Origin of the sequence: Mumia sp. ZJ430 (assembly GCF_011751845.1) — a bacterium.
Classification (GTDB): domain Bacteria; phylum Actinomycetota; class Actinomycetes; order Propionibacteriales; family Nocardioidaceae; genus Mumia.
Genome location: NZ_JAAHFK010000004.1, coordinates 759,692 through 782,251, shown reverse-complemented (window position 1 = coordinate 782,251; position 22,560 = coordinate 759,692). Strand labels below are relative to the sequence as shown.

General features: G+C 71.6%; 21 protein-coding genes and 1 riboswitch. Of the genes, 3 read left to right on the top strand and 18 right to left on the bottom strand.

Annotation, left to right across the window (positions count from 1 at the left end):
- Positions 1-37: 37 nt before the first annotated feature.
- A riboswitch (FMN riboswitch) is annotated at positions 38-168 on the bottom strand.
- A gap of 82 nt (positions 169-250) precedes the next feature.
- Positions 251-922, bottom strand: a complete 672-nt coding sequence (gene rpe / locus HCT63_RS19945) for a ribulose-phosphate 3-epimerase (RefSeq protein ID WP_167009056.1) — start codon at positions 920-922, stop codon at positions 251-253.
- Between the two features lie 38 nt (positions 923-960).
- Here rpe and HCT63_RS19940 point away from each other — a divergent pair, with 38 nt between their 5' ends.
- Positions 961-1,695 carry an SDR family oxidoreductase gene (locus tag HCT63_RS19940; RefSeq protein WP_167009053.1) on the top strand — a complete coding sequence of 245 codons (735 nt, stop codon included), beginning with the start codon at positions 961-963 and terminating at the stop codon, positions 1,693-1,695.
- 76 nt (positions 1,696-1,771) lie between these two features.
- Here the strand turns inward: HCT63_RS19940 and HCT63_RS19935 are convergent, their stop codons facing one another.
- Both HCT63_RS19935 and fmt read right to left on the bottom strand, forming a co-directional pair.
- Complete coding sequence (locus tag HCT63_RS19935) at positions 1,772-3,157, bottom strand: transcription antitermination factor NusB (protein WP_208322529.1); 1,386 nt, start codon at positions 3,155-3,157, stop codon at positions 1,772-1,774.
- The gene (gene fmt / locus HCT63_RS19930) at positions 3,150-4,076 is read right to left on the bottom strand and encodes a methionyl-tRNA formyltransferase (protein WP_167009049.1); all 927 of its coding nucleotides are present in this window, start codon (positions 4,074-4,076) and stop codon (positions 3,150-3,152) included. Before fmt ends, HCT63_RS19935 begins: the two co-directional genes overlap by 8 nt.
- A gap of 72 nt (positions 4,077-4,148) precedes the next feature.
- On the opposite strand from fmt, the gene HCT63_RS19925 reads away from it, so the two are divergent.
- Positions 4,149-5,201: a S66 peptidase family protein gene (locus HCT63_RS19925; protein WP_167009046.1), complete on the top strand. Its 1,053-nt coding sequence runs from the start codon at positions 4,149-4,151 to the stop codon at positions 5,199-5,201.
- Positions 5,202-5,207: 6 nt separating this feature from the next.
- On the opposite strand, the gene HCT63_RS19920 is transcribed toward HCT63_RS19925, so the two are convergent.
- The 15 genes from HCT63_RS19920 to pyrR form a co-directional block, all read right to left on the bottom strand.
- A complete protein-coding gene (locus tag HCT63_RS19920; protein WP_243843141.1) occupies positions 5,208-7,232 on the bottom strand; it encodes a primosomal protein N' in 2,025 nt (674 codons plus the stop codon).
- 81 nt (positions 7,233-7,313) lie between these two features.
- Positions 7,314-8,507, bottom strand: a complete 1,194-nt coding sequence (metK, locus tag HCT63_RS19915; protein WP_167009044.1) for a methionine adenosyltransferase — start codon at positions 8,505-8,507, stop codon at positions 7,314-7,316.
- Positions 8,508-8,570: 63 nt separating this feature from the next.
- Entirely contained in the window at positions 8,571-9,791 is a 1,221-nt protein-coding gene (gene coaBC / locus HCT63_RS19910; RefSeq protein ID WP_167009041.1) for a bifunctional phosphopantothenoylcysteine decarboxylase/phosphopantothenate--cysteine ligase CoaBC, read from the bottom strand.
- Positions 9,792-9,833: 42 nt separating this feature from the next.
- The gene (gene rpoZ, locus HCT63_RS19905) at positions 9,834-10,112 is read right to left on the bottom strand and encodes a DNA-directed RNA polymerase subunit omega (RefSeq protein WP_167009038.1); all 279 of its coding nucleotides are present in this window, start codon (positions 10,110-10,112) and stop codon (positions 9,834-9,836) included.
- A gap of 9 nt (positions 10,113-10,121) precedes the next feature.
- On the bottom strand, positions 10,122-10,745 hold the full coding sequence (gene gmk, locus HCT63_RS19900; RefSeq protein WP_167009035.1) for a guanylate kinase: 624 nt from the start codon (positions 10,743-10,745) through the stop codon (positions 10,122-10,124).
- Positions 10,738-11,058, bottom strand: coding sequence for an integration host factor, actinobacterial type (gene mihF, locus HCT63_RS19895; protein WP_167009032.1), 321 nt, complete (start codon positions 11,056-11,058; stop codon positions 10,738-10,740). Before mihF ends, gmk begins: the two co-directional genes overlap by 8 nt.
- Before the next feature lie 201 nt (positions 11,059-11,259).
- The gene (locus HCT63_RS19890) at positions 11,260-11,625 is read right to left on the bottom strand and encodes a hypothetical protein (protein WP_167009029.1); all 366 of its coding nucleotides are present in this window, start codon (positions 11,623-11,625) and stop codon (positions 11,260-11,262) included.
- A 149-nt stretch (positions 11,626-11,774) separates the two neighbouring features.
- Complete coding sequence (gene pyrF / locus HCT63_RS19885) at positions 11,775-12,590, bottom strand: orotidine-5'-phosphate decarboxylase (RefSeq protein WP_167009026.1); 816 nt, start codon at positions 12,588-12,590, stop codon at positions 11,775-11,777.
- Positions 12,583-13,539, bottom strand: a complete 957-nt coding sequence (locus HCT63_RS19880; RefSeq protein ID WP_167009023.1) for a dihydroorotate dehydrogenase — start codon at positions 13,537-13,539, stop codon at positions 12,583-12,585. Before HCT63_RS19880 ends, pyrF begins: the two co-directional genes overlap by 8 nt.
- Entirely contained in the window at positions 13,536-14,381 is an 846-nt protein-coding gene (locus HCT63_RS19875; RefSeq protein WP_208322528.1) for a dihydroorotate dehydrogenase electron transfer subunit, read from the bottom strand. The genes HCT63_RS19880 and HCT63_RS19875 overlap by 4 nt, the downstream gene beginning before the upstream one ends.
- Positions 14,378-17,716, bottom strand: coding sequence for a carbamoyl-phosphate synthase large subunit (gene carB, locus HCT63_RS19870; protein WP_167009019.1), 3,339 nt, complete (start codon positions 17,714-17,716; stop codon positions 14,378-14,380). The genes HCT63_RS19875 and carB overlap by 4 nt, the downstream gene beginning before the upstream one ends.
- Positions 17,716-18,867, bottom strand: a complete 1,152-nt coding sequence (gene carA, locus HCT63_RS19865) for a glutamine-hydrolyzing carbamoyl-phosphate synthase small subunit (RefSeq protein ID WP_243843140.1) — start codon at positions 18,865-18,867, stop codon at positions 17,716-17,718. The genes carB and carA overlap by 1 nt, the downstream gene beginning before the upstream one ends.
- A 77-nt stretch (positions 18,868-18,944) precedes the next feature.
- Entirely contained in the window at positions 18,945-20,258 is a 1,314-nt protein-coding gene (locus HCT63_RS19860) for a dihydroorotase (RefSeq protein ID WP_167009013.1), read from the bottom strand.
- Complete coding sequence (locus HCT63_RS19855) at positions 20,255-21,238, bottom strand: aspartate carbamoyltransferase catalytic subunit (RefSeq protein ID WP_167009010.1); 984 nt, start codon at positions 21,236-21,238, stop codon at positions 20,255-20,257. Before HCT63_RS19855 ends, HCT63_RS19860 begins: the two co-directional genes overlap by 4 nt.
- Positions 21,235-21,834, bottom strand: coding sequence for a bifunctional pyr operon transcriptional regulator/uracil phosphoribosyltransferase PyrR (gene pyrR / locus HCT63_RS19850; RefSeq protein WP_167009008.1), 600 nt, complete (start codon positions 21,832-21,834; stop codon positions 21,235-21,237). The genes HCT63_RS19855 and pyrR overlap by 4 nt, the downstream gene beginning before the upstream one ends.
- A gap of 221 nt (positions 21,835-22,055) precedes the next feature.
- Here pyrR and HCT63_RS19845 point away from each other — a divergent pair, with 221 nt between their 5' ends.
- Positions 22,056-22,526, top strand: a complete 471-nt coding sequence (locus HCT63_RS19845; RefSeq protein WP_167009005.1) for a hemerythrin domain-containing protein — start codon at positions 22,056-22,058, stop codon at positions 22,524-22,526.
- Positions 22,527-22,560 lie beyond the last annotated feature (34 nt).

Below are 22,560 nucleotides of genomic sequence, written 5' to 3'. Positions count from 1 at the left end.
CCCGTCCGGACCCGTGAAGGCCCGACGACACGAGGGTTTGCGCGATCCTCCCATCCGGACTTTCACCGTCGGTCCCGGAGTTCCACCAGGTCAACCAGTCACCCGAAGGCTTCTGGGTCGCGGACTGTCACCGCCGGCTCGGAATTGCACCGACCCCGGAGCACGCAATGCTCTCCGTCCCAGTGTACGAGAGGGGCACCGGAGCCCGCATCACCCTGACGAACGGTGAGACGTACGCCACTCTCCTGGCTCAGGCGTGGCGGTGGGTCGCGCTCGCGGCCTGCTCGCGGAGCTGGTCCACCATTGCTGCGGGGTCGTCGGCGCCGAAGACCGCAGATCCGGCCACGAAGGTGTCCGCACCGGCCTCGGCGCAGCGCTCGATCGTGGCGGCCGAGACGCCTCCGTCGACCTGCAGCCAGATGTCGCCGCCGTGCTTGTCGAGCATCGCGCGGGTCCGCCGGATCTTGGGAAGCATGATGTCGAGGAACGACTGGCCACCGAACCCCGGCTCCACCGTCATCAGCAGCACCATGTCGAGCTCAGGGAGGAGGTCCTCGTACGGCTCGATCGGCGTCGCCGGCTTGAGCGCCATCGACGCGCGGGCGCCGAGCGTCCGCAGCTCGTGGGCGAGTCGAACGGGAGCACCTGCGGCCTCGATGTGGAACGTCACGCTGCGCGCGCCGGCCTCGGCGTACGACGGGGCCCACCGGTCCGGGTCCTCGATCATCAGGTGCGCGTCGATGGGGGTGTCGGTGACCTTGCCGATCGCCTCGAGCACGGGCAGCCCGAGCGTGAGGTTGGGGACGAAGTGGTTGTCCATCACGTCGACGTGCAGCCAGTCGGCGTTGTCGATGCGCTTCACTTCACGCTCGAGGTTGGCGAAGTCCGCGGACAGGATGCTCGGGGAGATGCGCAGGCCCATGCCGCCCAGGCTAACCGCCGCCGTCCTAGGGTGGACGCGTGAGTCCCCGAGGCGTCGCCGTCGTGACCGGGGCCTCCCGCGGCCTCGGCGCCGCCATCGCCCTGCGGCTCGCGGCCGACGGATGGGCTGTGGCAGTCAACTACCGCCAGGGTCGAGACGCCGCCGAGGCGGTCGTCGCGGACATTCGCGCATCCAGCGGCACTGCCGAGGCGTTCGCCGCCGACGTCGTCGACGAGGACGGGGTTGCCGACCTGTTCCGCAGCGTCGAGGACGCGCTCGGTCCGGTGACCGCCGTCGTCGCGAACGCGACCGGCCCGCAGCCCTCGGCCGGTGTCGGGGAGCTCACCTGGAGAGGGCACCTCGACCAGCTCGAGTTCTTCGTCAAGAGCCCCACGCTGCTCGTCCAGGCAGCCCTCCCGAGCATGCGCGCCGCGGGTGGCGGGCGGGTCGTCCTGATCGGGTCCGACATGACCGCGCGGGCGCTGCCCCGGGCGTCGGCGTACGTCGCGGCGAAGTATGCCCAGGTCGGACTCACAAAGGTGTGGGCGAAGGAGCTCGGGCCCGACGGCGTCACCGTCAACCTCGTCCAGCCGGGCTGGATCCCGGTCGAGCGCCATGCCGGCCTCGACACGGCGGACTACGCCGCCGAGGTCCCGCTCAGGCGGATGGGAACGCCGCAGGACGTCGCCGGCATGGTGGCCTACCTGTGCTCCGACGCCGGCGCCTTCGTCACCGGGCAGCAGATCACCGTCAATGGCGGCCACGTGATCTGAGTCGGTGCCGCGGCGTCCACCGCACGCCCTGAGGTGGACGCCAGGTCACCGACGCAAGGCAGGTCACTCGCGGGCGTCAGGCGGTGCGGCGCAGGGCTGCGACGAACATCGCGTCAGTCCCGTGCAGGTGCGGCCAGAGCTGCACGTACGGGGCGGAGCGGTCGAGGTACGGCACCTCCGGAAGCACGGAGGTCACGTCGACCAGCTCGACGTCGTCGCGCGCCCCGAGCATCGCCTCGACCACGCCACGCGTCTCGGCGAGGTGCGGCGAGCACGTCGCGTACGTGACCACGCCGCCCACACGGACCAGATCCAGCGCATGCGCCAGCAGGTCCCGTTGGAGCGGCACGAGACCCACGAGGTCCGAGGGCTGACGCCGCCACCGCGCCTCGGGGCGGCGACGCAGCGCGCCGAGCCCCGTGCACGGCGCGTCCACGACGACCCGGTCGTACGGCGCGTCCGCTTCCAGCGTCCGCCCGTCGTGGACGACGACCTCGGTGTTGTCGAGCAGCCGCACGGCCGAGCGGACGAGCTCGGCGCGGTGCGGGGTGACCTCGTTGGCGACCAGCTCCGCACCACGGGCGGCGCCGAGCGCACCAAGCAACGCCGCCTTGCCGCCAGGCCCCGCGCACAGGTCGAGCCATCGCGCGTCCGGCCCGGCGACCGGCACCGCAGCGGCAGCGATCGCGACCAGCTGCGACCCCTCGTCCTGCACGCCGATCCGTCCCTCACGGACACCTTCGATCGCACCGGGGTCACCGCCCTCGAGGCGGAACGCGTACGGCGACCACTCCCCCGGCGATCCCGACAGGCCTGCGAGGTCGTCGGCGTCGGCAAGTCCCGGCCGGGCGACCAACGTGACCTGCGGTGCCGCGTTGTCGGCCTCCAGGAGTGCGGCCAGCTCGCCCTCGGCTGCCGGTGCGCCGACCGCGTCGCGCAACGCCTCCACGATCCACCGCGGATGCGCGTGGACGACGGCGAGATGCCCGACGGGGTCGTCCTCATACGACGGCGCCACCCGCTCGAGCCAGGTCGGGAGGTCGGAGGCCGCGACCTTGCGGAGCACCGCGTTGACGAACGACGCCGGTCGGTGCCCGATCACGGCACGCGTCAGGTCGACGCTGGTCGAGACCGCCGCGTGACTCGGCACCCGCATCGCGAGGATCTGGTGCGTGCCGAGGCGGAGGACATCGCGTACGGGCGCGTCGATGCCCTTCGGTGCGAGCGTGTCGAGCACCGCGTCGTACGTGCGCGACCGGCGGATCGTCCCGTGGGTGAGCTCGGTGGTGAAGGCGGCGTCGCGGCCGGCGATGCCGTTCTCCCGCAGCAGCACGGGAAGGAGCAGGTTGACGTAGGCATCCTGCTCCTCGACCGCGCGCATCACCTCCCACGCGACCTTGCGGGTGGGGTCGACGCGCTGCCGCAGCTGCGGGCGGTCCGGGCGCGAGCGGCGGTCAGCCAAGACGCACACCCGCCTCCGGGCGGACGCCACGCGCCCAAGCGGCCGCGTCCATTGCCTTCTTGCCGTGCGGCTGGACGTCGCCGAGGATCACGTCCGACGTCCCCGTCCCGACACGCACCTCAGACTTGGTCACCGCGAGCTCACCGGGCGCCAGCGTCGAAGGGCCCTCGGCGACCGAGAGCGGGCCGACCTTCAGGCGCTCGCCCTCGTACGTCGTCCAGGCGCCAGGGGCAGGGGTGCACCCGCGGATACGGCGGTCGACGCCGAACGCGGGCACGGTCCAGTCGATCCGCGCGTCGTCGGTGGTGAGCTTCGGCGCGTACGAGAGGCCCTCCTCCGGCTGCGGGCGAGCCTCGATGTCGCCGAGCGCCAGGTGGTCGACGACGTCGGTGAGGAGGCCCGCTCCAAGGTCGGCGAGCCGGGTCAGCAGCGTGCCTGCGGTGTCCTCGGGTCGGATGCGCTCGGTGAACAGCCCGTACACGGGCCCGGCATCGAGCTCGGGCACCAACGAGAACACCGACGCGCCCGTGACCTCGTCGCCGGCGATCAACGCGTGCTGCACGGGAGCAGCGCCGCGCCACGCCGGCAGCACGGAGAAGTGCAGGTTGATCCACCCGAGCCGTGGGATGGCCAGCACGTCGGCGGGGACCAACCCCCCGTACGCGACGACCGGGGCACAGTCAGGGGCGATCTCACGCAGGCGCGCGACGAAGTCGGGGTCGCTCGGCTTCGGCGGTCGCAGCACCTCGATGCCGAGGTCGAGCGCGCGTTCGGCGACCGGTGACGGACGCAGGGTCCGTCCCCGGCCGGCACGGGCGTCGGGGCGCGTCACGACGGCCACGACCTCGTGGTCACTGGCGACGAGCGCGTCGAGGGAGGGCAGGGCGACCTCGGGGGTGCCGGCGAACACGAGTCTCACGCACCCAGCCTAGGGGGCGCGGTCACGCGGAATCGGGTCGCTCACCCCTGCCCGCAGATGGTGGGGTGGGGTATGGACACCACACCGCGCCCCGTCAGCCCGCCGAAGGCACGTCCTGGCGACCGCGTCGCCGTCGTCTCCCCCTCGTGGGCGGGTCCCGCGCACTTCCCCGCCGTGCACGAGCAGGCGATGGAGCGCCTGCGCGCCCTGACGGGCCTCGAGCCCGTCGAGTACCCGACGACGCGCGCAGACGCCTCGCCCGAGGGACGCGCCGCCGACCTCAACGCCGCGTTCGCCGACCCGGGCATCCGGGCCGTGCTGGCCACGATCGGCGGCGACGACCAGATCACGGTGATCCCGCACCTCGATGCCGACCTCGTACGGGCCGACCCGAAGCCGTTCCTCGGCTACAGCGACAACACGAACCTCCTGAGCTGGCTGTGGTCGAACGGCGTCGCCGGCTTCTACGGCGGCGCGACCCAGGTCCACCTCGGCCCGGGCCCGGCGGTCGACCCCGTCCATGCGGCGTCCTTGCGCGCGGCGCTGCTGACGGGTGGGTCGCTCGAGCTGACCGAACCCGGCGAGTCCGAGGACACCGGCCTGCCGTGGGACGACCCCGCCGCGCTGACCTCGTACGGCGTGCGCGAGCCGACCGAGCCGTGGACGTGGCACGGTCCCGCCCGTTCGGCCACTGGCCGTACGTGGGGAGGCTGCCTGGAGATCCTGCAGTGGATCCTGACGGCCGACCGCTTCCCGTTCCCCGCGGCGGCGCTCGACGGCGGGGTCCTGCTCGTCGAGACCTCCGAAGAGCTGCCCTCGACCCAGGAGGTCGGACGCATCCTGCGCTCGATGGGCGAGCGCGGTCTCCTCGCCGCGGTCGACGCCGTGCTCGTGGGCCGTCCCCCGACGTCGGACCTGCAGCACCGACCATCGGCAGACGAGCGCCGGCGACTGCGAGAGGCACAGCGGGACGTGGCCGTCGGCACGATCGCGGCGTACAACCCCGAGGCAGTCGTGGTCGTCGGTGTCCCGTTCGGGCACACCCGCCCGCAGTGGATCGTCCCGTACGGCGGCGAGGTCACCGTCGACGGCGCACAGCAGCGCGTCGTCGCCTCGTACGACTAGGACGGCTCAGCCGAGCGACTGCGGGTCGACGGAGATCCGGTACGGGCGGAGCTTGTGGACCGAGCGCGCGGCCTGCGCGACCTGGAGCGCCCGAGCGAGCGCCGCGCCCTTTGCGCGGGGAACGGCGACGATGAGGCGGCCCCACGGCTGCGCCTCGTCCTCCGACGCCGGCCGCAGCTCGACCGGCCCGAGCACCTGGGCGGGCTGCGGCCACGGCCCTTCGGCGAGCGTGCGCAGGGCGTCGAGCTCGCCCTCGACGGTCGCGAGTCGTACGGCCGGCGGCAGGCGGGCCTCGAGTCTCGCGGCGAGCTCGCGGGCGGCATGACCGGCGGGATCGGCACGCACCAGCGCCTGGAGCACCGCGATGCCCGGGTCACCCACCGCGACGACCTGCCCACCGGCGCTCCGGCCGCGGACGAGGGCCGCCGCGTTGAGCCAGCGCCGGAGCGACTCCTCGTCTGTCCGCAGGTCGGGCCGAGACAGTGCGACCCACGTGTCGAGCAGCACCGCAGCCGCGTAGCCCCCCTCGGCGTGCGGCTCGGCCCCCGGCGTGGCGACGACGAGGGAGGGTGTCTCGGGCACGGTCCGCAGAACCGAGCCCGACGCCGACGTACGGACGAGGGTGCCGGGGAACGCACGCCCGAGCTCCTCGGCGGTCCGCCGCTCCCCCATCACCGGGGCGCGGAGCCGGTGGCTCCCGCACGACGGGCAGGTCCACTCCTCGACGGCGCGCCCGCACCACCGGCACTGCGGGTCGGCGCCGGAGCGGTCCTGCGCGAGCGGGCCGGAGCAGTGCGTGCACCGGGCCGGCGTACGGCAGTCCTGGCAGGCGAGCGCCGCGCGGTAGCCGGTGCGCGGGACTTGGACGAGCACCGGCCCCGTGGCCAACGCGGCCCGCACCGCCCGGAACGCCGACGCTGGCAGCCGTGACCCCGCAGAGGCGCCCGTGCCCTCGTCGACCGAGAGGCGTGCCCAGCTGTCACGCCGGTCGGCCATCGTGGCCGTGACGGCGGTGCACCACCCCGAGGTCACGAGCTGCTCGGCCTCCGCCGTACGCGCGTAGCCACCGACGAGCACGCCGCAGCCGGTGTCCCACGCGCGCATGAGCAGCACCTCGCGCGCGTGCGGGTACGGCGCGCGGGGCTCGGCGAAGAGGTCGTCGCCGTCGTCCCAGATCGCCACCAGCCCGAGGTCGTGCACGGGCGCGAATGCCGCCGCGCGCGTGCCGATCACCGCGCGGACGTGCCCGCGGGCCAGCGCCAGGAACGCCGCGTAGCGCGCCGACGGCCCGAGGTCGGCGGTGAGGACGACGTGACGACCGGCTCCGAGCACCTCGGTGAAGGCCGCGTCGGCGCGCTCGACGTCAGCGACGTCCGGCAGGCACACGACGACCCCGCGACCCGACCGCAGAGTCGCGTCGGCCGCCTGAGCGAGAGCCCGCTCGGGAGAGCCACCCGGGACCGCGTTCCAGACCGCGCGCGGAGACCCGCCACGGGAGAGCGCCGCGACGAGCTCGCGGCCACCGTCGTACGGCGCCCACGCCTCATCGGCCGGCGCGCCCAGCGGGTCGGCGACGGGGGCGGCGGAGGACCGTTTCTCGGTACGGGCGTGCCGCGGGGGCACCGCGAGGCGAGCGACGTCAGCGAAGACCCCTGCATAGCGGTCGGCGACGGCACGGCACAGCCTTGCGACGTCGGGGCGCAGCACCACCTCTGACGACATCACCCGCGAGAGCCTCGCGAGCTTGCCCTGGTGCTCGGTCGTCGCGACGCGCTCGAGCACGAACCCCGTGACCGCCACGCCGGCGAACCGCACGGAGACCCGGCAGCCGGGGACGACCTCCGCGTCCATCGCCGCGGGCACCAGGTAGTCGAAGGGCCGGTCGAGGTGGGCCAGGCTCACGTCGGCCGCGACCCGCGCAACCGGGAGCTCGTCGGCCGCGCCGGCGAACCTGCCTGCAGACGCAGCAGGCGCTGGTCGGGGAGGCTCCCCCACCAGCGCCGGCTGTGCGTCATGTCGTTCGTCGGTCACCAAGCAGTTCTACCAAGCCCGGCCGACGACGCGCCCGCCGTCGTCCCCAGGGCGGTCGTGCGCAGGCTGTGGCTCCTCAGGTCAGGCGCCAACTGCCGCACGCAACGCGTCGGCACGGTCGGTGGCTTCCCAGGTGAACTCGGGGAGCTCACGACCGAAGTGCCCGTACGCCGCGGTCTTGGCGTAGATCGGACGCTTGAGGTCGAGGTCGCGGACGATGGCGGCCGGACGGAGATCGAACACCTCGAGGACGGCCGCCCGGATCTGCTCGACCGGAACGGTCTCGGTGCCGAAGGTGTCGAGGTAGAAGCCGACCGGGTGTGCCTTGCCGATGGCGTACGCGACCTGCACCTCGACCTTGCGGGCGAGACCGGCCGCGACGATGTTCTTGGCGACCCAACGCATCGCGTACGCGGCGGAGCGGTCGACCTTGCTCGGATCCTTGCCGGAGAATGCACCGCCGCCGTGCCGGGCGTAACCGCCGTAGGTGTCGACGATGATCTTGCGTCCGGTGAGCCCGGCGTCGCCCATCGGGCCACCGATCTCGAACCGGCCGGTCGGGTTGACCAGCAGACGGTAGTCGGAGTGGTCGATCGAGAAGCCGTCGAGCACCGCGTCGACGACGTGCTTCTTGACGTCGGGCGCAAGCATGGCCTCGAGGTCGATGTCGGCCGCGTGCTGCGTCGAGACGACGACGGTATCGACACGTACGGGGACGTCGTCGTCGTCGTACTCGATGGTGACCTGGGTCTTGCCGTCAGGACGGAGGTAGGGCACCGTGCCGTCCTTGCGCACGGCGGTCAGGCGCTCGGCGAGCCGGTGGGCGATCGTGATCGGCAGCGGCATCAGCTCGGGCGTCTCGTCGCTCGCGAAGCCGAACATCAGGCCCTGGTCGCCGGCACCCTGGTTGTCGAGCGGGTCGGCCGAGCCCTCGGCACGCTCCTCGTACGCCTGGTCGACGCCCTGCGCGATGTCGGGAGACTGCTGACCGATCGTCACCTGGACGCCGCAGGACGCGCCGTCGAAGCCCTTGGTCGAGGAGTCGTAGCCGATCTCGAGGATGCGGTCACGGGCGATCCGGGCGATGTCGGCATAAGCCTGGGTGGTCACCTCGCCACCGACGAGAACGAGACCGGTGGTCACGAAGGTCTCGCAGGCGACACGTGACTGAGGGTCCTGTGCGAGCAAGGCGTCAAGCACGCTGTCGCTGATCTGGTCGGCGATCTTGTCGGGGTGACCTTCGGTCACGGACTCGGAGGTGAACAGGCGGCTCACAGGGTGTCCTTTCAGCAGCCGGTGGGGCAGTCGATCCAGCCTATACCGCACCAGGAGCGCGGATCAGCCGTTGTCCAGTCGATGGGCGATCGTGTCACAGATGGCGTGCGCGACAGCGATCTTGGGCCCGTACGGGATCTCGGTGGCGCTGCCGTCGCTCCCGAGGATCACGACCTCGTTGTCGGCGCGCTCGAAGGCCTTGCCCCCACTGACGTCGTTGACCACGAGAAAATCGGTGCCCTTGCGGGCCAGCTTGGCTCGGGCGTGGTCGAGGACCGACGCGTCGGAGTCACCGGTCTCGGCCGCGAACCCCACGATCAGCGGGGTGGCGGCGTCGCCGCGGCGCTCCACGAGGTCCCGAAGGATGTCCGGGTTCTGGACGAGCGTGAGGTCAGGGACCGTGCCCGTGTCGTTCTTCTTGATCTTCGTACGAGCAGAACTCTCGGGCCGGAAGTCCGCCGGAGCGGCAGCCATCACGACGACGTCGGCCGCAGCCGAGCGCTCCAGCATCGCGTCGTGCAGCTCCGCGGTCGTCTCGACGCGGACCACGTCGATCCCGGTGGGAACGGGGATCGAGACGTTGGCGGCGATGAGGGTGACCTTTGCCCCTCGGCTGGCGGCGGCCTGCGCGAGCGCGACCCCCTGCCGGCCGGACGAGCGGTTGCCGAGGAAGCGGACGGGGTCCAGGTATTCACGGGTGCCGCCCGCACTCACCAGGAGGCGGACGTCAATGAGGTCGCTGCCGCCGTGAGCGCCCCGCGCGAGCACCGCCAGCGCGGCGTCGACGATGTCGGCGGGGTCAGGAAGTCGACCCTTGCCCGTGTCCTTGCCGGTCAGACGACCGACGGCGGGCTCGAGCACGACCACGCCTCGCGCGCGCAACATGGCGACGTTGGCCTGCGTGGCGGGGTGCTCCCACATCTCGGTGTGCATGGCCGGTGCCATGACCACGGGGCAGCGCGCGGTGAGCAACGTGTTGGTCAGGAGGTCGTCGGCCAGACCGTGGGCGGCCTTCGCAAGGAGGTTGGCGGTCGCCGGAGCGACCACCACCAGGTCGGCCGACTGGCCGATCGCCACGTGCGGAACCTCGGGGACGGACTCGAAGACGTCCGTGCTCACCGGGCGGCCCGAGAGGGCCTCCCACGTCGGCGCTCCCACGAACTTGAGCGCCGCCGCGGTCGGCACGACCGTAACGCTGTGGCCGGACTCGCTGAAACGGCGGAGGACCTCTGCCGCCTTGTAGGCCGCGATCCCCCCGCCGACTCCCAGCACGATAGTGCTCATCTGACCGCGCTCACTGTGGTCCGTGCCCCCGGTGACGGGGACTCACTCCTGCTCGGCGTCGGGCTCCACGGCCTCGGTCTTCAGCAGGCCTTCGTTGATCTCGCGCAGGGAGATCGAGAGCGGCTTCTCCTGGACGTGGGTGTCGAGGAGCGGGCCGACGTACTCCAGGAGACCCTCGCCCAGCTGGGAGTAGTAGGCGTTGATCTGGCGGGCGCGCTTGGCGCTGACGAGCACCAGCTCGTACTTGGAGTCGACCTTGGTCAGCAGGTCGTCGATCGGGGGGAAGGTGATGCCTTCGGGGGCAGCCTGGGTGCCGGACACGTGGTGGCCTCACAGAGAAGTCGTGGATGATGCCCGAACGGAGTCGGGCGGATTCTCGATCAATGCTACCAACTCGGCACAGGCCTGGCCGACGTCGGCGTTCACGATCGTCACGTCGAACTCGTCCTCCGCCGCGAGCTCGACGCGAGCGGTGGCCAGGCGGCGCTCACGCTCGGCCTCGTCCTCCGTGCCGCGGCCGACCAGACGGCTGACGAGCTCGTCCCACGACGGCGGCTTGAGGAACACGAAGAGCGCCTCGGGCATCGCCTCACGCACCTGACGCGCGCCCTGGAGGTCGATCTCGAGCAGGGCGGGCGAACCGGCGGCGAGCCGCTCCTCGACCGGCCAGCGCGGCGTGCCGTACCTGTTGCTGCCGTGGACGACAGCCCACTCGAGCATCTGGCCTTCGTCGACGAGCCGGTCGAACTCCTCCGGCGACACGAAGTGGTAGTGGACGCCGTCGATCTCGCCCGGGCGCGGCGCCCGGGTGGTCGCCGAGACGGAGATCCAGATCTCGGGGTGCTCCTCGCGCACGCACGCGGCGACGGTGCCCTTGCCGACGGCCGTGGGGCCGGCGAGGACGACCAGCCGCCGGCGGTTGCCGGCGGCCCTGGTCGTCGTCGCGTCAGCCACGGTTGGCGAACTCGTGCTCCAGCGCCGCGATCTGCTTGACGCCCAGGCCGCGCACGCGGCGGGACTCAGCGATCCCGATGCGCTCCATCAGCTGGCGGGCACGGACCTTGCCGAGTCCCGGCATCGACTGAAGGAGGTCGTAGACCTTCATCTTGCCGACGACCTCATTGGTCTGGCCCTCCTCCAGGACATCGGCAAGGGAGGCACCTGAGTGCTTGAGACGGTTCTTGATCTCGGCGCGCTCTCGGCGCGCGGCCGCCGCCTTCTCCAGCGCCGCCTGGCGCTGCTCAGGGGTGAGCGGAGGAAGAGCCAACGTGGGTCACCTCGTAGGGGTTGGTTCGATGGAGTGAACTTAGCGAGGGCATCCGCGCAGCGGCAACAGGAAGCCGCCCACGCTGCACGGGCCGCGGGCCAGCCTAAGGGGCGCGGTCCGCGTCCGACCGCGCGGCCCTGCCCTGGGAACGCGGACGGCCCCACCCGCATGCAGGTGGGGCCGACTCGACGCGGATCTGGGTCAGGAAAGGTTGTCGAGATCGAGGTCACAGTCGGCCTTGACCTGCTTGTCGATGGCCTCGCCGGCCTTCTGGAGGGCGTCCTGGTCGAGGTCTGCGACGTCGCCCTTCTGAGCCGACTCGTAGGCTTCGACGAGGGTTGCCCAGTTCTCCTTGACGGAGTCCGGCGCCGCGTCGCGCACCTTCTTGAGGTTGCTCATGACCTCGTCGAGATCCTCGGCGGAGGCGGTGTCGCCCAGCTTCTTGCCGGCGGTCTCGACCTCGTCACAATAGGTGTCGGTGTCGCTGCCACCACCACCACCGCCGCATCCGGTCAGGGCGGCCAGGGCGAGCGTGGCGCTCGCGAAGGCGAACGTGAGTCGGCGCATGAGGTGCTCCTTGTCGTCGGGCCGCAGACGGCGACCCTAGGTGTCGTGGGTCCGCGCGACGGACCGGCGCGGCGACCGGGGCCGGGACGTCACCGCAGGGCGTGTGTCACCCTAGCGTCCGCCTGGCTCAGGATCGACCGGTTGGCCCGTCAGCGAAGCTGGTCGGCGGTGGCCGCAGCGGCCGCACGCAACGAGGCCACGTCGGGGCCCGCGGCCAGGACGCCCCGCGAGCTCGCCGGGACGATGTGGTCCCAGACGTGCCCGAAGAGCCGCCGCAGGTCCTCCACGGTCCCGCCCTGCGCGCCGAAGCCGGGCACCAGGAGCGGCCCGTTGATGGCGACGTCCTCGGTGAGGTCTCCGACCGTCGCGCCGACGACCGCACCGTACGAACCCTGCGGGTCCGCAGCGCCGTTGCGCGTGCGCAGGTGGTCGAGCATCACCCCGGCCACCGAACGCTCCCCCACGCGGGCGTGCTGCACCTCGGGGCCCTCCGGGTTGGAGGTGAGGGAGAGCACAAAGACGCCGCCGCCGTTGCGCTCGGCGCTCTCGAGGAACGGATCGAGCGACCCGAAGCCGAGGTACGGGCTGACCGTGACGGCGTCGGCCTGCATCGGCGACGCCGCGTCGAGGTAGGCGTCCGCGTAGGCCTGGGCGGTCGACCCGATGTCGCCGCGCTTGACGTCCAGCAGCACGAGCAGCCCGGCGTCGCGCGCCTCACGGATCGTCCGCTCCAGGACGGCGACCCCGGCGGCGCCGTGCCGCTCGAAGAACGCCGACTGCGGCTTCACGACCGCGACCTGCCCGGCCATCGCCTCGACAGTGGTCGCGGCGAAGCGCTCGAGCCCCGACACATCGTCAGGCAGGCCCCACGAGGCCAGCAGGGACGCGTGCGGGTCAATCCCGACGCACAGCGGCCCGTACCGCGCCACAGCGGCACTCAGCCGCGCTCCGAATGCCTCAGGCATGCGCTGCCCCTCTCACCTCGTCGAGCGTGCTGATCCCCCGCTGCGCCAGCTCGTCGCGCAGCTCGCCGACGATCCGCAACGGCGCGGTGGGGTCGTGGAAGATGATGGTGCCGACCTGCACAGCGTCGGCTCCCGCGAGGACGAACTCGAGCGCGTCGAACCCCGTACGGATGCCGCCGACGCCGATGATCGGGAGGTCGGGCAGGGCCTTGCGGATCTGCCAGACCGCGCGTATGGCGACGGGGCGGACGGCAGGCCCGCTGAGGCCTCCGGTCACGCCGCCGAGCCGCGGCTTGAGCGTGTCGGGGTCCATCGCGATCCCCAGCAGCGTGTTGATCACCGTGACGCCGTCAGCGCCCGCATCGGCGACCGCGCCCGCGATCGAGGCGATGTCGGTGACGTCGGGCGTCAGCTTGGCGAAGACGGGGATGTCACGCGGGATGTGCGGGCGGACCTCCTCCATCACCCGGTACGAGGACTCGGGGTCGCACGCGAAGACCATGCCGCGGTTCTCGACGTTCGGGCAGGAGATGTTGACCTCGATCGCGGCAACGCCGGGCGCCTGGCCCACGCGGCGGGCGAGCTCGACGTAGTCGGCCGGCTTCTCCCCCGCGATCGACACGACCGCCCTCGCGCCACGCTGCACGAGCCACGGCAGGTCGCGTGCGAGGAAGGCGTCGATGCCCGGGCCCTGCAGCCCGATCGAGTTGAGCATGCCCGAGGGTGTCTCGGCCATCCGCGGCGTCGGGCGACCCGAGCGCGGGTTGAGCATGATCGACTTCGTGACGATGGCGCCGAGTGCGGCGACGTCGAAGAACTGGTCGAGCTCACGGCCGGCCGCCGCGCACCCGGAGGCAGTCATCACCGGGTTGGGCAGGGCGAGTCCGCACAGGTCCACCGACAGGTCGACGTCGGCGGGCGCGATCGCATCACCTCGTACGGCGGTCATCGCGGGCCTCCCAGTGTCCCGGCCGGGATCGTCCCGACCGCGTCCCAGCGCACCCGGTCCCCACGGAAGACGGGGCCCTCCACGCAGCTTCGTACCATGCGGACGATGCCGTCCTCACCCTCCACGGGCAGGACGCAGGTCATGCAGACGCCGATGCCGCACGCCATCGACTCCTCCACGGCGCACTGGCTCCAGGCACCGTTCTCCTCGGCGACGTCGGAGACCGCGCGCAGCATCCCCATCGGCCCGCAGGCATAGACGACGGCGGCATCGGTGTCGTCGACCAGGTCCGCGAGCACGTCGGTGACGCGCCCACGGGTGCCGGTCGACCCGTCCTCGGTCGTCACGTGGACGCTGGTCGCGACCTTGTGGGCCTCGAGCACGCCGAACAGGCGCGGCGTCGTGGCCGCGCCGAGGACGAGGTGCGCGGCGCACCCGCGCTCGCGCAGGGCGTGGGCGAGGGTGAACATCGGCGCCGAGCCGTAGCCGCCTCCGACGAGCACGCACGAGACGGGCTCCTTCGGCAACGCGAACGGGCGACCGACCGGGCCGACGACGTCGATCGGGTCGCCCGACTCGAGGTCGGCCATCCATCGGGTGCCCTTGCCGTGCGCGGCGAAGACGATCTCGACCGTCTCTCCGTGCCGACCCGTGGCCGACGTGCGGTAGATCGAGAACGCACGCCGCAGCAGCATCCCGCTGTCGGCTCCTCCGACCGCCAGCGCGACGAAGTGCCCGGGGCGCGCGCTCGACGCGATGCCCTCGGCGGCGATGACGAGGTGGTGGTAGTCACCGACCGGCATCCGGGAGACGACCGTCCCCCGGACCTGGGTGGCGCTCACTGCGCGCTCCCCTCCGTCTGCACGGCCCGTGCCCACGACTGCAGCGACCGGACCCCGACGCCGCCCTCGCGGGCAGCCTCGATGCCCTGCACCGCAGCGGCCAGGCCCTGGACGGTGGTGATGCACGGGACGCCCGCGCTGATCGCCGCCGTACGGATCTCGTAGCCGTCGACACGCGGGCTGCCGCCGGACGTCGAGCCGTGCGGCGTGTTGACGACCAGGCCGATCTGGCCGGAGGAGATCAGCTCGTTGAGCCGCGAGCCGCCAGCGTCCGGCACCTCGCTGAGCTTGCGGACGATGGTGGCCTCGACGCCGTTGCGGCGCAGGACCTCGGCGGTGCCCGCGGTCGCGACGATCTCGAAGCCGAGGTCGGCGAGGCGCTTGATCGGGAAGATCATGTGACGCTTGTCGCGGTTGGCGACCGACACGAAGACCTTGCCGGAAGTGGGCAGGCCCTCCTGGGCCCCCGCCTGCGCCTTGGCGAACGCGGTGCCGAACAGCGCGTCGATGCCCATGACCTCGCCGGTCGAGCGCATCTCGGGACCGAGCAGCGTGTCGACGGTCTTGCCCTCGAGAGTCCGGAACCGGTTGAACGGCATCACGGCCTCCTTGACCGCGATCGGCGCGTGGGGACCGAGGTCGCCACCGTCGCCGGTCGCCCGCAGGACCCCCGCGGCGCGCAGCTCGGCGATCGACTCGCCGAGCATGAGGCGCGCGGCGGCCTTCGCGAGCGGCACGCCGGTGGCCTTGGAGACGAACGGGACCGTACGCGACGCGCGGGGATTGGCCTCGAGCACGTAGAGCACGTCCGAGCTCAGCGCGAACTGGATGTTGATCAGCCCGCGCACCCCGACGCCCTCGGCGATCGCGCGCGTGGACGTACGGATCTTGGCGAGGTCCTCGGCGCCCAGCGTGATCGGAGGGAGCGCGCACGAGGAGTCGCCGGAGTGGATGCCGGCCTCCTCGATGTGCTCCATCACGCCACCGAGATAGAGGTCCGTGCCGTCGAACAGCGCGTCGACGTCGATCTCGACCGCGTCGTCGAGGAAGCGGTCGACGAGCACCGGGTGCTCCGGCGAGATCTCGGTCGCGCGCTCGATGTAGTCGGCGAGCGACGCCTCGTCGTACACGATCTCCATGCCGCGTCCGCCGAGCACGTACGAGGGACGCACGAGCACCGGGTAGCCGATCTCGTCGGCCACCGCCTTGGCACCTGGGAACGAGATCGCGGTGCCGTGCTTGGGCGCGGGCAGGCCGGCGTCGGCGAGCACCTGACCGAAGGCGCCACGGTGCTCGGCGAGGTCGATCGCCGCCGGCGACGTGCCGACGATCGGGACGCCCTCGCGCTCCAGCGCCGCCGCGAGCCCGAGCGGGGTCTGGCCGCCGAGCTGGACGATGACGCCGACGACCGGTCCGGCCTGGCGCTCGGCGTGGATCACCTCGAGCACGTCCTCGAGCGTCAGCGGCTCGAAGTAGAGGCGGTCGGACGTGTCGTAGTCGGTCGAGACCGTCTCGGGGTTGCAGTTGACCATCACGGTCTCGTACCCGGCCTCGGACAGTGCGAGCGAGGCGTGGACGCACGAGTAGTCGAACTCGATGCCCTGACCGATGCGGTTCGGGCCGGAGCCGAGGATCAGCACGGCGGGCTTGTCACGCGGCTCGACCTCTGTCTCCTCGTCGTACGAGGAGTAGTGGTACGGCGTGCGGGCGGCGAACTCGGCGGCACAGGTGTCGACCGTCTTGTAGACCGGGCGGATCCCGAGCGCGTGCCGGACGCCGCGGACGACGTCGGCGCTCATCCCGCGGATCTTGCCGAGCTGCTCGTCGGAGAACCCGTGGCGCTTGGCCTTGCGGAGCAGGCCGGGCGTGAGCTCGTCGGCAGCGGTGACCTCGGCGGCGATCTCGTTGATCAGCGCGAGCTGGTCAAGGAACCACGGGTCGATCTTGGTCGCCTCGAAGAGCTCGTCGAGCGTGGCGCCGGCGCGCATCGCGTCCATGACCTTCTTGAGGCGTCCGTCGTGCGGTACGGCGATCTCAGCGAGGAGCGCGTCCTTGTCGAGGTCGACCCACTCGCGATGCCAGTCGAAGGCGGCGTTCAGGCGCTCCAGCGAGCGCAGCGCCTTCTGGAGGGCCTCGGTGAAGTTGCGCCCGATCGCCATCGCCTCGCCGACCGACTTCATGTGGGTGGTGAGGCGCTCGTCGGCGGAGGGGAACTTCTCGAACGCGAACCGCGGCACCTTGACGACGACGTAGTCGAGCGTCGGCTCGAAGCTCGCCGGCGTGCTGTGTCCGTCTTCTCGAGAGGTGATGTCGTTCGGGATCTCGTCGAGCGTGTAGCCGATCGCGAGCTTGGCGGCGATCTTGGCGATCGGGAAGCCGGTCGCCTTCGACGCGAGCGCGCTCGAGCGGGACACGCGCGGGTTCATCTCGATGACGACGATGCGGCCGTCCTCGGGGTTCACGGCGAACTGGATGTTGCAGCCGCCGGTGTCGACGCCGACCTCGCGGATGACGCCGATCGCGATGTCGCGCAGCCGCTGGTACTCGCGGTCGGTGAGCGTCATCGCGGGCGCCACAGTGATCGAGTCGCCGGTGTGGACGCCCATGGGGTCGAGGTTCTCGATGGAGCACACGATGACGACGTTGTCGGACCTGTCGCGCATCACCTCGAGCTCGTACTCCTTCCAGCCGAGGATCGACTCCTCCAGGAGCACCTCGGTGGTCGGGCTGGCGGCGAGACCGGCACCGGCGATGCGGTGCAGCTCGGCCTCGTCGCGGGCGATGCCCGAGCCGACGCCGCCCATCGTGTACGAGGGGCGTACGACGACGGGGTAGCCGAGCGACTCGACGGCCGCGAGGCAGTCGCTCATCGTGTGGCAGATCAGCGACTGTGCCACCTCGGCGCCCCACACCTCGGGCAGACCCTCGACGATCGCCTTGAAGGACTCGCGGTTCTCGCCCTTCTCGATCGCCTCGACCGATGCGCCGATGAGCTCGACGCCGTACTTCTCGAGGACACCGGCGGCGTCGAGCGCCATCGCGGTGTTGAGGGCGGTCTGGCCGCCGAGCGTCGCCAGCAGCGCGTCTGGGCGCTCCTTGGCGATCACGCGCTCGACGAACTCCGGCGTGATCGGCTCGACGTACGTGGCGTCGGCGAACTCCGGGTCGGTCATGATCGTCGCCGGGTTGGAGTTGACCAGGACGACGCGCAGGCCCTCGGCGCGCAACACGCGGCACGCCTGGGTGCCGGAGTAGTCGAACTCGCAGGCCTGGCCGATGACGATCGGGCCGGACCCGATCACCAGGACGGAGGAGATGTCGTCGCGGCGGGGCATCAGCGCACCGTCCCTTCTGCGTCGGAGGAGGTTCGTCGGGTCTGCATGAGCTCGGCGAACCGGTCGAAGAGGTACTCGGCGTCGTGCGGGCCGGCCGCGGCCTCCGGGTGGTACTGGACGCTGAACGCCAGCAGGTCGCCGTCGGCGTCGTGGACCTCGAGGCCTTCGACGACGTCGTCGTTCAGGCAGACGTGGCTGACACTCGCGCGCCCGTACGGGGTCTCGTGCGGCGCGTCGAGGTCACCGGGCCAGGCGACGGCGAACCCGTGGTTGTGCGCCGTGATCTCGACCTTGCTGGTCGTCCGGTCCATCACGGGCTGGTTGATGCCACGGTGGCCGTACTTCAGCTTGTATGTCTCCAGGCCGAGTGCGCGGCCCAGCATCTGGTTGCCGAAGCAGATCCCGAAGAACGGCGTGCCGTCGTCCAGCACCTCCTGCAGCAGCGCCACGGCGTCGGTGGTCGCGGCGGGGTCGCCGGGCCCGTTGGAGAAGAACACGCCGTCAGCGCCCGTCGCGCGGACCTGGTCGAGGGTCGTGTCGGCGGGCAGCACGTGGACCTCGATGCCGCGCTCGGCCATCCGGTGCGGCGTCATCGCCTTGATGCCGAGGTCGACGGCGGCGACGGTCAGTCGCTTCTCGCCGATCGCCGGCACGACGTACGGCTCCGCCGTCGTCACCTCGCCGGCGAGGTCGGCGCCGGCCATCGAGGGCGCCGCCTTCACGGTGGCGAGCAGCGCGTCGACGTCGTGCGAGAGCGAGCTGATCCCGACGCGCATGGCGCCGCGGTCGCGCAGGTGGCGGGTGAGCGCACGGGTGTCGATGCCGCTGATGCCGACGACGCCCTGCTCGACGAGGTCCTCCTCGAGCGTGCGGGTGGCGCGCCAGCTGCTGGCGACGCGGGCGGGGTCGCGGACGACGTACCCAGCGACCCAGATGCGGCCCGACTCCGGGTCCTCCGAGTTGACGCCGGTGTTGCCGACGTGCGGGGCGGTCATGACGACGACCTGGCGCCGGTACGAGGGGTCGGTGAGCGTCTCCTGGTAGCCGGTCATGCCGGTGGAGAAGACGGCCTCGCCGACGGTCTCACCGAGCGCGCCGTACGAATCACCGTGGAAGGTGCGTCCGTCCTCGAGCACGAGGATCGCAGGCACCCTCCTCCCACCGCTGGTTGAGCCTCTCGAAACCCCGCTGGTTGAGCCTGTCGAAACCGAGCCTGTCGAAACCCCGCTCATGCCGAGACCTCCTCGACGATCGCGCCGCCCAGGACTGTCGGTCGCCCTCTCAAGAACGTGGCGACGACCTTGCCCGGCAGCTCGATCCCGGCGTACGGGGTGTTGCGCGAGCGCGAGACGGAGTCCTCGCGGCGCACGACGCGGGTCGCGGCCGGGTCGTACAGGACGACGTTCGCCGGCTCCCCCACCGCCAGCGGGCGCCCGTGCGCGGCGACACGCCCGATCTCGGCGGGCTTGGCCGACATCCGCTCAGCGACCCCGGCCCAGTCGAGCAGGCCGGTGTCGACCATCGCGTGCTGGACGACCGACAGTGCGGTCTCGAGCCCGGTCATGCCGAACGCGGCCGCCGCCCACTCGCACTCCTTGTCCTCACTGGGGTGCGGGGCGTGGTCGGTGGCGACGATGTCGATGATCCCTTCGGCGAGCCCCTCGCGCAGCGCGGCGACGTCGTCGGCCGTGCGCAGCGGCGGGTTGACCTTGTAGAGCGGGTCATACGTAGCCGCGAGCTCGTCGGTCAGCAGCAGGTGGTGCGGGGTGACCTCGGCGGTGACGTCGATGCCGCGCGACTTCGCCCAGCGCACGATCTCGACCGAGCCGCGGGTGGACAGGTGGCAGACGTGCAGGCGCGAGCCGACGTGCTCGGCGAGCAGGACGTCGCGGGCGATGATCGCCTCCTCGGCGACCGCGGGCCAGCCGGTGAGGCCGAGGATGCCGGAGAGCTCGCCCTCGTTCATCTGTGCGCCCTCGGTCAGGCGGGGCTCCTGCGAGTGCTGAGCGATCACGCCGTCGAACGCCTTCACGTACTCCAGCGCTCGTCGCATCAGCACCGCGTCGGAGACGCACTTTCCGTCGTCGGAGAAGACGCGGACGCGAGCGGCGGAGTCCGCCATCGCGCCGAGCTCGGCGAGCTGCTCGCCGCCCAGGCCGACGGTGACGGCGCCAACCGGCGCGACGTCGCAGTAGCCGTGCTCGCGACCGAGGCGCCACACCTGCTCGACGACGCCGGCGGTGTCGGCGACGGGGTCGGTGTTGGCCATCGCGTGGACGAGCGTGAAGCCGCCGGTGGCCGCCGAGCGCGTGCCGGTCTCGACCGTCTCGGCATCCTCGCGACCGGGCTCGCGCAGGTGCGTGTGCAGGTCGACCAGGCCGGGGAGCGCGATCAGGCCGGACGCGTCGAGGGTCTCGGCGTCTGTCGTGTCCAGGTCGGCGCCGATCGCGGGACCGATGTCTGTGATCACGCCGTCGACGATCCGCAGGTCGGCCACCTGCACGCCGAGGACGTTCGCGTTGCGGATGACGTAGGCGGTCATGCCTGCCCTTCTGTCGTGTCGGGGGTGGTGTCGGGCGCGGACGTCTCGCTCTCGCGGGCGCCGCTGAGCAGCAGATAGAGCGCAGCCATCCGTACGGCGACGCCGTTGGTGACCTGCTCGACGATCACTGAGCGTGCCGAGTCGGCGACGTCGGCGGAGATCTCCATGCCGCGGTTCATCGGACCAGGGTGCATGACGATCGCGTGCTCGGGGAGCTTGGCCATGCGCTTGGCGTCGAGGCCGTAGCGGCGGCTGTACTCGCGGGCACTTGGGAAGTAGGCCGCGTTCATCCGCTCGCGCTGGACCCGCAGCATCATGACGGCGTCGGTCTTGGCCAGCACCGGGTCGAGATCGTACGAGGTGTCGACCGGCCAGCGCTCGACCCCGTACGGCATCAGCGTCGGGGGCGCGACCAGCGTCACCTCCGCTCCGAGAGTCGCGAGAAGCAGGGCGTTGGACCGGGCGACCCGGCTGTGCAGGACGTCGCCGACGATCGCGACACGGCGCCCATCGAGGCCCTTCTGGCCAGGTGCGAGGTGGCGGCGCATCGTGAACGCGTCGAGCAGCGCCTGCGTCGGGTGCTCGTGGGAGCCGTCGCCCGCGTTCAGGATCGCGGAGTCGATCCAGCCGGCGCGGGCCAGGCGGGCCGGTGCGCCGGACGCGCCGTGGCGGATGACGACCGCGTCGGCGCCCATCGCCTGCAGGGTCAGCGCGGTGTCCTTGAGGCTCTCGCCCTTGGACACGCTCGACCCCTTGGCGGCGAAGTTGATGACGTCGGCGGACAGACGCTTGGCGGCGGCCTCGAACGAGATGCGCGTACGGGTCGAGTCCTCGAAGAAGAGGTTGACGACCGTACGGCCGCGCAGCGTCGGCAGCTTCTTGATGGGGCGCTCGGCGACAGAGCGCATCTCCTCGGCGGTGTCGAGGAGAAGGACGGCCTCGTCGCGGGTCAGGTCGCCCGTGGACAGCAGGTGCCTCATCGCGCACCGTCCTGTGCAGGTGCGGCCTCGGCGACCTTGGGGGCCGAGACGATGCGGACCTCGTCACGATCGTCGAGTCCGGAGACAGCGACCTTGACCTGCTCCGCCAGCGAGGTCGGCAGGTTCTTGCCGACGAAGTCCGCGCGGATCGGCAGCTCGCGGTGGCCGCGGTCGACGAGGACGGCGAGCTGGACGGCGCGAGGGCGCCCGAGGTCGTTAAGCGCGTCGAGGGCGGCGCGGATCGTCCGGCCGGAGAAGAGGACGTCGTCGACGAGGACCACGACGCGGTCGTCGAGGTCGACGGGGATGTCGGTCTTCTCGAGCGCGCGGGCGGGCTTCATGCGCAGGTCGTCGCGGTACATCGTGATGTCCAGCGACCCGTACGGGACGGGGTGGCCGGCCACGTCGCTCATCCGTTCGGCGACCCGGCGGCCGAGCTCGACGCCGCGGGTGGGGATCCCGAGGACGACGACCTGCGAGGCGCCGCGGTTCTTCTCGATGATCTCGTGGGTGATCCGCGTCAGAGCACGGGAGATGTCGCCTGCATCGAGGACGACAGTGGACGAGGGTCCGGAATCAGAGGTGTGCGCAGACACCGGCTGACCTCCTTCTCCGCCTCACGGGACGGTGGTTAAAGGATGTCTTTCGCGCCTCAGCCTACACGTGTGAGCCCCGTCTCCTAGAGTCCGGGGTGAGCGGTACGGGCCGATATGGATACGCTCCTGCGAGCGTCGCGTGCCGGTGGCAGGCCGTGTCAGGCATGGAGGCGCCAGATCCCGAAGGAGCATGACGATGACGTCATCCCCTTCGCCCTCACGTGACTGAGGGCGACAAGACCAGGCTCATCGCCTGGAACCACGAGCTCCGCACCGTCCACGCACGCCTGCGCGACGCCCTCGAGGTGATGCGTACGGCGCTCGGCGCCGGCGAGCGTGCCGAGCCTGCGACGCGCGACCTGCTGCTGTTCTGCCACGGGTTCTGCGCCGCACTGACCGGCCATCACGAGGGCGAGGACCGCGAGCTGTTCCCGGCGATCGCCGCGGCTCACCCCGAGCTCCGTGACACGCTGCGCGCGCTGGAGCAGGACCACTCGATGATCGCGCACCTGCTGTCGGGGTTGCAGGCTGCCGCGGACCGGGCTGCGTCGCCGGCAGAGCTCGACCGCCACCTCGAAGGCGTCGCGGCGATCATGGAGAGCCACTTCCGCTACGAGGAGCGCGCGCTGCTCACCGTGCTCGAGGGGCTCGCCCTCGACGCCAACCCGAGGGACGTGCTCGGCCCGCTGTGACGGGGTGCGCCGGGCCGGCAGCGCTCACCACCCG

Coding starts and splice junctions, on each gene's coding strand:
- rpe (WP_167009056.1), bottom strand. CDS start 922: ATGGGCCTGCGCATCTCCCCGAGCATCCTGTCCGCGGACTTCGCCAAC.
- HCT63_RS19925 (WP_167009046.1), top strand. CDS start 4,149: ATGGACACCACACCGCGCCCCGTCAGCCCGCCGAAGGCACGTCCTGGC.
- coaBC (WP_167009041.1), bottom strand. CDS start 9,791: ATGAGCACTATCGTGCTGGGAGTCGGCGGGGGGATCGCGGCCTACAAG.
- HCT63_RS19890 (WP_167009029.1), bottom strand. CDS start 11,625: ATGCGCCGACTCACGTTCGCCTTCGCGAGCGCCACGCTCGCCCTGGCC.
- pyrF (WP_167009026.1), bottom strand. CDS start 12,590: ATGCCTGAGGCATTCGGAGCGCGGCTGAGTGCCGCTGTGGCGCGGTAC.
- HCT63_RS19880 (WP_167009023.1), bottom strand. CDS start 13,539: ATGACCGCCGTACGAGGTGATGCGATCGCGCCCGCCGACGTCGACCTG.
- carB (WP_167009019.1), bottom strand. CDS start 17,716: ATGCCCCGCCGCGACGACATCTCCTCCGTCCTGGTGATCGGGTCCGGC.
- HCT63_RS19860 (WP_167009013.1), bottom strand. CDS start 20,258: ATGACCGCCTACGTCATCCGCAACGCGAACGTCCTCGGCGTGCAGGTG.
- HCT63_RS19855 (WP_167009010.1), bottom strand. CDS start 21,238: ATGAGGCACCTGCTGTCCACGGGCGACCTGACCCGCGACGAGGCCGTC.